This window comes from Bacillus sp. H1a (assembly GCF_000633475.1).
GTDB lineage: Bacteria > Bacillota > Bacilli > Bacillales > Bacillaceae_G > Bacillus_A > Bacillus_A paramycoides.
The window spans coordinates 1-8,783 of record NZ_AYMH01000075.1; the positions used below are offsets into that span (position 1 = coordinate 1).

Genomic DNA, 8,783 nt, shown 5'->3' on the forward strand with positions numbered 1-8,783 from the left:
GCCGGTTGGCAGGCCAAAACGAAAACGTTTTGACAAGCCAAGAGGGTTGCGTAGTGAGTGTGTGTCAACTCCTTATCCTCCCGCTCCCTTACGGGTTCGGTCCGGTACCATTGACACACGTCATGCAATTAGCTCTTATCCATTTCAGGGGTCTCGCCGACAAAACACGAAAATTATACACTAAGAGATATTTTCACCGAAAACGAATATTTTTGGTGATTCTAAATGACATTTTTATATTTTAGAAATATATTATCGAATATTCAGTTTTTTAAAACACATGATTATAATTGAGATCACTATATCATTTCGAGAAAATTATACGCTAGGGAGTTTATAAAAGTGATACTCCTTTAGTACACATAAAAAAACTTGGGAAGCGCCCAATCCATAGGTATTTAGTCTATTGATTCACCACTTTATATACATCTAAAATTCCCTTACCAAAGCTATTTGAGTTGATTATATTAGGACGTACACCATACTTATAGAGAAATTCAGTTGATTTATCTGGCTTATTTTTAAGTTTATATTTATCAATAATTAAAGCTAAAGCCCCCGAAACCTTAGGAGTAGCTAAAGAATTTCCTGAAGAAAAAGTATATCTTCCTCCTGGCTCAGTGCTTACTATCATCTCTCTCAAAAATAACTTTTCATTTATCCAACGTTCAGATCCATAGTTTTCTAGAAGTCTAACATCACCTCCTGGGGAAACAATATCTATAATCCCCTCCCCAAAATTAGAAAGAAGAGAACGCTCATCAGAGGGTCCAATAGATGCAACTGAAATTGTATATGGTAACGTAGCAGGTACATCCAAAATTCGCCCGTGAAATACAGCATCATCTCTTTCTAATCTTTCTTTTAAAAAATCTGTCATTTGAACATTATCATTAACATCGAGAGAATTATTACCAAGAGCTGCAACGACAACACTTCCTTTAAATCTTGCATACTCAATAGCCCTTTTATAAGCTTTGATTTCAGCAGAATTCCCTTTAGTTATTTCATCAGAAAATGAAATATCTCCATCAACCAGATAATCACCTAAACTTAAATTTATAACATCAACATCATCTTTTGCAGCCTCTACAATTGCCTTTATTACCCAAATAGACTCAGCAGATTTACCACCAAATACACGGTACATTTTGATTCCTACATTTGGGGCAACACCTTTAATAATGCCATTAGCAGCAATCTGTCCTGCGACATTAGTACCGTGCCCTAAAATATCATCTAACCGATTTACATCACCTGTCTCGTAATTTTCTTGACCGCGGAATCCGTTTTCTGGAACTAAATTCTTAGAATTTGGTACAATATTATTTTCTAAATCTGGATGATTAATATCCAAACCAGAATCAATAATACCTACAGTTACATTTTTAGTTCCTGAAAATATCTTATAACTCTCACCATTATTTGTGATTTTTTTCATATCCCACTGAATATCCCATAAAGATGATTTGGATTCAAAACCACTCGATCTTTCTATCAATTTATTAGATGATAGTAATTTTACAGAAGAATTATAAGTATTAACTATAGAATTCTGATTAATTTTTCTTATTTCTGAAGGCTTCGCTTTTAACTGAAATAACCCAATTTCTTCAATCTTATAAGTAATTTCTATATTATTAGAGTTTATTTTCTTGATAAAATCACTTGATTCTTCATTTTGATTTAACAGAACTGTATAATATTGTTCCTGTTGACTAACATTATCATTAATAAATCCGAGAGATATAAATATCGAGATTATAAAAAATAAAAAAGAAAATACCTTAAAACCTTTCATCTAATCACCCTTTATGTCTGTAAAGTTGAGAAATTTTTTCTTATATGAAATTTTAATACTTTTTTGTTATTATTTAGTAATGGTACCCATTAACCAATTTATATGAATTTAGAAAGGGGCTAACATGAAGAAAATAATCGAAAAATTTCTTAAATCTATCACGGAATCAACATCCCTAACTGACTTATGTAATAATCAAGTGTGCAACACAATAAGTCCAGTAGTAGATTTTATCGTATTCCCAGAATATCTCATTTTTAATGCTACCACTTATTCCAACAAAATAATTTCCCTATTAATTTTTGTAGCCATATTTATTGTATTGGGACTCCTATTTGAATTTATTCTAAAAAAAGTATTTAAACAAAGTAGATTATTAGAGTTAACAATTAAAATTTTTGGAAAAATAATGACTACTGCAATACTCTTTTATGGTATTAAGATAGTTTTATATTTAATAAAGTTAAAAAAACAGTAAATTCATCTTTTTGTTATATAAAGATACCCCTTTTATTTTAAAGGGGCATCTTTATATAACATATTAATCAAAAATAACATTAACGTCTTTCTTATCTAAATCAGTATTTGCAGGAGCATCTCCTAGGACAGCATCCCATAACGCCCAGCTTTTAACTTCATCATATGCCTTACCAACAACTTTACCAACCTTATCCCATTTTCTAGGTTCAACACCAACATTCTGATCTTGCTCTTGAACCTGACTTACATTGTATTTTGCAGATACATTTTCTGTAGATGCGTTAGCAGACGTAGCAACGAAACTCGCTGTTACAATACCAAATCCTAACGCAGCAGCCAAAATTTTAGATTTCATAAATAATTCCTCCTAAACAAGTTTTAAAATCTACTAAATGTTAACACTTAACCCAAAAAAAGACAATATATTTTATAAAATTTTCTAAATATTGATTTATTTGTAAATTATGCTAAAATTTAATCGAATAAGGAGGTATTTTATGGATACTATAACGGAAAGTAAGATCTTAAAAATTCTTGTTTTGTTTTTGTCTACAATACTATTGATACACTTTTGTATTATTATGCTCAGTGTAATGCCACCAAATCCTATTTTCACAAAACATAAAAAGCTAATAGATAGCTATACTTCACCAGTATTCTCGCAAAATTGGCATTTATTTGCACCTAATCCTATAACCAAAAACTATACTGTATATATTCAAGCAAAAGTAGAAGGCAAAAAATCTAATGAATTTGTTACCACAGATTGGATAGATACTAGTACACCACTTGTATTAGAAAATAAGAGAAATCCAATTTCTCCTATAAACAGATTAGTTAGAATTCCTACTGGCGTACAAGATCAAATGCATATACAAGATGAAACATTTATTAAATACATTAATAAAAAAGAAAATACAGACAACGACAAAATGCTTAAAGAAATTGAAAAAAATGTAGATGAAAGAGGACAGGAAATACTACAACGATTTGGTAATTCAATGGCAACAAAGTATATAAGCGATGCAAAAATAAAGGAAGTAAGAGTAAAGTGGATAATAGAAGATCCCGTACCGTTTTCAAAGAAAGATGATAAGAACTACAAAACTAAAACCTCTGCTATAACATTTGACTGGAAACCTTATTATTACGTTTTACCACCTTTATAAAAGAGGAGAGAAAACATAATGAATTGTTTATCAAAGGCCACTGATTGGTTATCAAAAGAAAGATTTTTAATAGGAACTAGCCTAGCTAGAATTAGTATTGGATTTCTCATGTTATACATGTACCTAATGCACTACAGCCAACGATATTATCTATGGGGTAATCAAGGGATTATAAGTAACGAAATGACTGGCCCCACAACTCTATACTCATTATCAAATTCCAACATTTATTTTGATATTATTTATCATATAGGGATATTACTAAGTATCTTATTTATATTTGGTTATAAGACAAGATTAGTTTCGATTATAAATTTTGTATTCTATTTTTCTTTATTAGAGAGAAATCCGATGATTGCTGATGGTGGAGATAATATTTTGAGGGTATGCCTTTTTTATCTTTTATTTGCTGATATGAGTAGACACTTCTCTATTGATTCAAATCTAAATAATCGTAAAAAAAGTGCTCTAAGAACTAAAATAACGAATATTTTCCATAATATAGCTTGTATAGCAACGATTATACAAATATCTATCTTATATCTAGTGTCTGGTCTGTATCAAATAATAGGGGAAATGTGGCACAATGGGACAGCAATTTACTATATTATGCAAGTTGATCAATTTTCACGGGGGATTCTCACACCATTAATCAGTGATAACACCTATTTAATTGTACTTTTCACATACCTAGCTATTATTATTAAAATTGCATTTCCATTTTTATTATTTAATAAATATACTAAGTATTTCATTATATTGTGTATTGTAAGTTTTCATGTAGGAATTGCATATGGCATGGGATTAATTACGTTTTCTTTAACGCTAATAGTATTAGAATTGATTATTCTAACAGATACAGAATATAAAGATATATATAATAAATTCCAACATATAAAAGCTAAAATTTCTCAAAAAGTTAAACCAATATTTTTAAGAATAGGTGAAACTAAAACATTAAAAACTCAAAAAATAATAGTATTTTATGATGGTTGGTGTCCATTTTGTAAAAAAAGTGTAAACAACCTATCTAAAATAGATATTTTCGGAATGTTAAAATTTTATTCATTTAGAGATGAACAAATTTTGACAAATTATAAATTAGATATTATAAAGGTGGAAAAACGTATTCATAGTAAAAGAGTAGATTCAGATGAATTGTTGGAGGGAATTCACTCTTTTATACAAATAGTAAAACGTATTCCTATATTATGGCCCTTAGTTCTATTAATGTACTTAGCAAACGCTATTGGATTAGGCCAAAAAACATATGACTTTATAGCTAATAGAAGGAAAATAATTCCTACAGGATCTTGCACCGATAGTTGTTTTATTCCAGAAAAAACATCTGAAAAAATATAAAATTAGAGAAGGGAGTCTTTATAATACACTCCCTTTCTAAATAAAGAAAGGTCACAAAATATTATGAATAAGTCATACATCCTCCAAAATAACAAGATGAATAAACATTTCCTTCTTTATATTGTTTTATTCTATTCTCTTTGGTTACTAAAAGAATATTGGGTAGGATATATCGTATCGTATAATAGTGCGCTTTCAATATTTTTAAGTTCTTTCTTTAAAATACTAATTTGGGTTGTTCCTGCATGGCTTTATATCACCTTCTATCTACAAAATAATTTTAAAGAGTATACAAAATTAAATAAAAATATTAAAAAGGGTCTTAAATGGGGAATTGCTCTTTCTTTACTATTAGGGATCAGCTTTACTATTAAAATTTATCTCATAAAAGAATCATCCTTTTTTATATCGCCAAATTTAAATCAATACATAAATTCTTTTTTATTAGCAGGATTAACTGAAGAAATAGTATATCGAGGATTAATTTTAAATCAGTTACAAAAAAAATTTAATTTCTGGAAATCTAATATAATTACATCTATTCTTTTTTTGATTATTCATTACCCCACATGGCTTAATAATCAAGAGTTTTTAAATTTATATAATCATTTATATATAATATTATTTAGTTTATTTTTAGGATATATATATAAGAAAACGAACTCCTTATGGACTGTTATCATTGTACACTCTGTTCATAATTTATTTATAATTATAAGCTAATAGAGATAGCATACGTATTCTTATAGTTTGAGTGAATAATTCGAAATTTGTTTAGTAAATATTACTGTAATCAGTAGAATATAGGAGTACTGTCAACGTATTAACATAAAACTCACGTTAAGGAAAAGAAAGCTTCATATAAAAGAGTTTCTAGCGTGAGAAAAAGGATTACGATAAATAATATTACGAATTATTATTAGAAACATGCCTAAACTTATAAATAGCAAAAATCCCACAAGTTGAATAATCTAAAATAGTATAAAAACAACATAATTACAGCAAGGGAATGCTTGTATGCTGATTTGTACTACATTCCCTTATTATATGTATGCTATATTTCTATTCTTCTTTATCCGACATTAGAACTCTACATAGAATAACAACCACATTTAATTTTTAAACAAACCGAAAAAACCTTTCCGTTTTTGTTTCTGATTTTGCTTCTGCATATCTCTAATGTTTTCAAGCAATAACTGATCCCGCTTCTCTAACTTCTTCTCTATAAAAACTTCTAATTTACTATTTTTACCCTCTACTTTAGTTAATTTTCTCTCAGTATTAGCCAAATGCTCTTTTGTAGTAACCAATTCATTCGTAATCTCTTGTAATTTTTGAACAAGTGCTTGATTGAACTCATTTTGTAATTGTTGATTTTCTAATACTTCATTCAATTTCTTTTCTAATTCCGATTTTTCTTCTTTTGAAACAAACGAATCAAGTTCGCCATTCTTCCATGCTCGAACTTGATCGTAAGACCAATTTTGTACCTGTATTTTTTCCTTTATAGCTTTCAATTCTTCAATGTTTTCCTTAAAATACCTGCGATGCCCTCCCTGACTTCGCTCCGTTTGTATATTAAATTCATTTGACCATACTTTTAATAAATCGGGAGTAACCCCTAGGTAGTCCGCAACAATTTTCGGTGTATACATTTCCGATTTTAATTCCAATTTTAATTCCTCCCCCAAAAACGGAATACGTTTTTTACTCATAAACACGATTAAATCAACATCTTAATCAAAATCGGAATTCACTTGCAACTGATATTACAACCAATTTTAAAAACGAATTAATTTCGAAATACATTCCGATTTTAACACTGATATTCATTACTTCTCGATAATAACATCAAAATCTTTTTTCTATATACAAGATTTTATGCAAAAAAAGAATAGCGAAGATCCCTGAAATCCCCGCTATATCAATGATGTATAAATTCTTGTATAAGAGATAGATAGACATAAGAACAAAAACCCTCATAAACACAAGGATTCTTTACAAATTTTACTACTGATAATAGGACGTTATGTTAACCTCCATGAATACTATATACATAGTGTTATTAAAAATTCCATCTGATAGAATAAAAGTAATAGGAAAAAAGGCCGGGTATAATGATAGAAATTTTAATACTAATAATATTAATTTTCATGTTATATAAACTAATTAAAACAAAAAATGAACTAAAATTTTTTAGAAATGATATTAAACAATTATTAGAAAAAGAAGATAAAAATATATAAAATTACTTCCGCTAACTAATTTTAAAACAACTAGTACCTCTTAAGGGGGAGCTAGTTGTTTTTCTGTTTTGATCTGCCATTGCTTTTTGTTTGGAGTGCTGGCTCGTCGTGTGGGGACGAAACCCCACAGATTTAAAACGTAGCGTTATGGCGGATAATAGCCAATCTGGGACGTATGATCTAGCGGTTCGGCTCGTATACTTGCAAATCCAAGCCGAGAACCATTGCATTGCTTTTTGTCCTTCGGCTTGGCGAGAAAAGAACACGAGCCGAAAAAAGTTTTGCAAGGATGGAGCATAGCGGAAAGGGTGGAGATTTTTGAGTGGGTTTCTCAAAAATACAACCCGTTCCTTGCGGAACTTTTAGCCCTATATATAAGAGTGAGAGTAAATTGACTCTTAACCCCCCAAAAAAAGCTATTATATCAAGGGTTTAAGGCGGTTTTCATAGTTGTCTAATTAAGCAACTTTAGTTGTCTAATTTGGCAACTATGAAAACATAAAAAATAACCCTTAAAAAAGGGTTACTGGAAAATTTTTAAATAACGATTTTGAATTCATAAATAATGCTTTTAATGTGGTCTCTATATTATCACGATCACCACTATAAATTATATTAGGATTTATAAACAAAGCATATGTCCGAGCGTTAACACCTTCAGCCTTATGTCCATTTGCTTTTACAATTACACCTTTATCAACTAGTTTATTTACAATTCTACTAACTTTAGATTTATCCGTTTTGAGTTTTTCAGATATTTGTTTTTGAGACATAGGAACTGCACTTCTAGAATGAATATTATCGACTATACAATTACTTTTAAACTGTAAAAAACGTTGAATACGGATTAAAAATAGTATTTCTTCATCAGTAAAATATCCTATTTCTAAAGCATAGTCCCAATTATCTTGTATCAATTGAACAAACCTCACTTTCGATTGAGGACTTTTTTTAGTACCTATGTAAAGTTCTTTTCCAGTTGCTTTAGCCACAATTTCCATAGCTGTTTCTAATTCATCCTTAGAAACATTATTATGATCTTGTTCAAATTTTTTGTTTTCAATTTCAAAATCTTTTTTTCTAGCATTTCTTTCGAGTTGTCCAAAATCTACAACTTTTGTCATAAAATAATTCTCTCCCTTAGTGGAAGGAATCAACTTTTATATGTTAGAATGTATATAGAATATAAATTGGTTGATTCCAACCTTATAATGAAAACTGCCTGTCCGCCAAGACATTAGGGCAGTTTTTCTATTTCTATCATAACATGAATTCCACCCTTAAAACGCTTCTGTATACCGTTTTAACACTTTTTTGGCTCCTCTATACTTTGAGATGTATTTATCTTCTTCAATTAATACAACGCGTTCTCGTTACTCATATGTCTTTTCATCTTTATATATTTTGTCATAGTGATCCTTAATCTTGCGGCCATTGCCTTTTCTTATCTCGTAACATCTTCATTAAATGAGATAGAACCCAACATAAAGTGCCACCACTTTCCCTAGAGTAATTGATACAATGAGTCTAGCAAGTCGACAAAATTGTGTCAATTAACGTAACCCTATACATATTTTGACGCTTTCGCATCAAAAACAATAGGGGTCTGCGACGCTTTTCGGCTACGCCGAGCCATGTTAAACATGGCCTAATACCTCGGACTTTGTCCGAACCTATAAGGGGAACTCTTCCCCTTAACCCCTTTAATCGAACTCCCCACCCCCT

Annotated in this window: 8 protein-coding genes and 1 pseudogene; 4 read left to right on the forward strand and 5 right to left on the reverse strand. The window is 30.0% G+C overall.

Annotated features, from left to right (window positions below; genetic code table 11):
• Positions 1 to 403: 403 nt before the first annotated feature.
• Complete coding sequence (locus U860_RS0128085) at positions 404 to 1,801, reverse strand: S8 family serine peptidase (RefSeq protein ID WP_025151105.1); 1,398 nt, start codon at positions 1,799 to 1,801, stop codon at positions 404 to 406.
• A gap of 124 nt (positions 1,802 to 1,925) precedes the next feature.
• On the opposite strand from U860_RS0128085, the gene U860_RS0128090 reads away from it, so the two are divergent.
• Positions 1,926 to 2,279: a hypothetical protein gene (locus U860_RS0128090; RefSeq protein WP_025151106.1), complete on the forward strand. Its 354-nt coding sequence runs from the start codon at positions 1,926 to 1,928 to the stop codon at positions 2,277 to 2,279.
• A gap of 63 nt (positions 2,280 to 2,342) precedes the next feature.
• On the opposite strand, the gene U860_RS0128095 is transcribed toward U860_RS0128090, so the two are convergent.
• Positions 2,343 to 2,636, reverse strand: a complete 294-nt coding sequence (locus U860_RS0128095) for a hypothetical protein (protein ID WP_025151107.1) — start codon at positions 2,634 to 2,636, stop codon at positions 2,343 to 2,345.
• A 142-nt stretch (positions 2,637 to 2,778) separates the two neighbouring features.
• On the opposite strand from U860_RS0128095, the gene U860_RS0128100 reads away from it, so the two are divergent.
• From U860_RS0128100 to U860_RS0128110, 3 genes are all read left to right on the forward strand, one after another.
• Positions 2,779 to 3,450: a DUF5819 family protein gene (locus U860_RS0128100; protein ID WP_025151108.1), complete on the forward strand. Its 672-nt coding sequence runs from the start codon at positions 2,779 to 2,781 to the stop codon at positions 3,448 to 3,450.
• Between the two features lie 18 nt (positions 3,451 to 3,468).
• The gene (locus U860_RS0128105; RefSeq protein ID WP_025151109.1) at positions 3,469 to 4,812 is read left to right on the forward strand and encodes a DCC1-like thiol-disulfide oxidoreductase family protein; all 1,344 of its coding nucleotides are present in this window, start codon (positions 3,469 to 3,471) and stop codon (positions 4,810 to 4,812) included.
• A 63-nt stretch (positions 4,813 to 4,875) separates the two neighbouring features.
• On the forward strand, positions 4,876 to 5,535 hold the full coding sequence (locus U860_RS0128110; protein WP_025151110.1) for a type II CAAX endopeptidase family protein: 660 nt from the start codon (positions 4,876 to 4,878) through the stop codon (positions 5,533 to 5,535).
• A 389-nt stretch (positions 5,536 to 5,924) separates the two neighbouring features.
• Here U860_RS0128110 and U860_RS0128115 read toward each other — a convergent pair whose 3' ends face one another.
• The 3 genes and pseudogenes from U860_RS0128115 to U860_RS36670 all read right to left on the reverse strand — a co-directional run.
• The gene (locus tag U860_RS0128115) at positions 5,925 to 6,485 is read right to left on the reverse strand and encodes a MerR family transcriptional regulator (RefSeq protein WP_025151111.1); all 561 of its coding nucleotides are present in this window, start codon (positions 6,483 to 6,485) and stop codon (positions 5,925 to 5,927) included.
• A 1,085-nt stretch (positions 6,486 to 7,570) separates the two neighbouring features.
• Positions 7,571 to 8,182 (reverse strand): helix-turn-helix domain-containing protein, encoded by a 612-nt coding sequence (locus tag U860_RS0128125; RefSeq protein ID WP_025151112.1) that lies wholly within the window; start codon positions 8,180 to 8,182, stop codon positions 7,571 to 7,573.
• A 159-nt stretch (positions 8,183 to 8,341) separates the two neighbouring features.
• Positions 8,342 to 8,506: pseudogene (locus U860_RS36670) on the reverse strand (mobilization protein); the annotation flags it as partial.
• Between the last annotated feature and the right edge of the window lie 277 nt (positions 8,507 to 8,783).

Bases quoted from the DNA above. Each gene is read 5' to 3' on its own strand.
- U860_RS0128085 (WP_025151105.1), bottom strand. From the start codon at position 1,801: ATGAAAGGTTTTAAGGTATTTTCTTTTTTATTTTTTATAATCTCGATA.
- U860_RS0128090 (WP_025151106.1), top strand. From the start codon at position 1,926: ATGAAGAAAATAATCGAAAAATTTCTTAAATCTATCACGGAATCAACA.
- U860_RS0128105 (WP_025151109.1), top strand. From the start codon at position 3,469: ATGAATTGTTTATCAAAGGCCACTGATTGGTTATCAAAAGAAAGATTT.
- U860_RS0128095 (WP_025151107.1), bottom strand. From the start codon at position 2,636: ATGAAATCTAAAATTTTGGCTGCTGCGTTAGGATTTGGTATTGTAACA.
- U860_RS0128100 (WP_025151108.1), top strand. From the start codon at position 2,779: ATGGATACTATAACGGAAAGTAAGATCTTAAAAATTCTTGTTTTGTTT.
- U860_RS0128125 (WP_025151112.1), bottom strand. From the start codon at position 8,182: ATGACAAAAGTTGTAGATTTTGGACAACTCGAAAGAAATGCTAGAAAA.
- U860_RS0128110 (WP_025151110.1), top strand. From the start codon at position 4,876: ATGAATAAGTCATACATCCTCCAAAATAACAAGATGAATAAACATTTC.